Below are 693 nucleotides of genomic sequence, written 5' to 3'. Positions count from 1 at the left end.
GATGCGCCGGCGAGGCGTCGCGGTTTGCCACGACCAACCGATGCATCAGCCCCCACCGAAAGTTCGGAACCGACTGATGCACGTCGTGTTTCCCACACCGAACCAGCTAAAACTCCGGCTCCAGCCCCTGCAGGAGGACGCCGCGGACTACCCCGCACCACCCTTCCCGCAGCTGGAGCAAGCGAAAATACGGAACAGGGAAGGGTCAAAACTGCCGTAATGGCGGCTGAACCCGTAACTGCACCCGTCGTGGAACGTGTGGACACGACGGTTGGTAGCGTAAACCCGGTGGACACGTCCGCGCCTGGGCGGGAAACCGGAAGAGTGGAAAAGCTGCGTCGCAGTCGAGGTGGACGCGCAGCACTGTGGGCCGTGGGAATACTGGTGGTCTTGGCCCTCGCGGTGTTTACCGCTCGGTGGTTGATGACTACGGAACCCGTCCAGAGTTTCGTTGCGCGCTATCCGGGGGAAACTGAGCTACCGCCAGGAGCGCCGGTGGGATTTCCCGCCTGGCTGGCCTGGCAGCATTTCTTCAACATCTTCTTGATGGTATTAATCATCCGTTCGGGTTGGCAGGTACGCACGCAACGTCGTCCTCCGGCAACATGGACGGCTCGTTGGGGAGCAAACCCCAAGAAAATAAGCATCAATCTGTGGCTACACCAGTCGCTGGATATCTTGTGGATGGTCAAT

Annotated in this window: 1 protein-coding gene; it reads left to right on the top strand. The window is 60.0% G+C overall.

The annotated features are described in order from the left end of the window. Positions 1 to 219: 219 nt before the first annotated feature. Positions 220 to 693: hypothetical protein (locus B879_RS24205; RefSeq protein ID WP_238542248.1), on the top strand; the 474-nt coding region annotated here is incomplete at its 3' end.

It is taken from the genome of Cecembia lonarensis LW9 (genome assembly GCF_000298295.1).
Taxonomy (GTDB): Bacteria; Bacteroidota; Bacteroidia; order Cytophagales; family Cyclobacteriaceae; genus Cecembia; species Cecembia lonarensis.
Note: the sequence above shows the minus strand (reverse complement) of the source record. Positions and strands in the feature narration are given on the sequence as shown.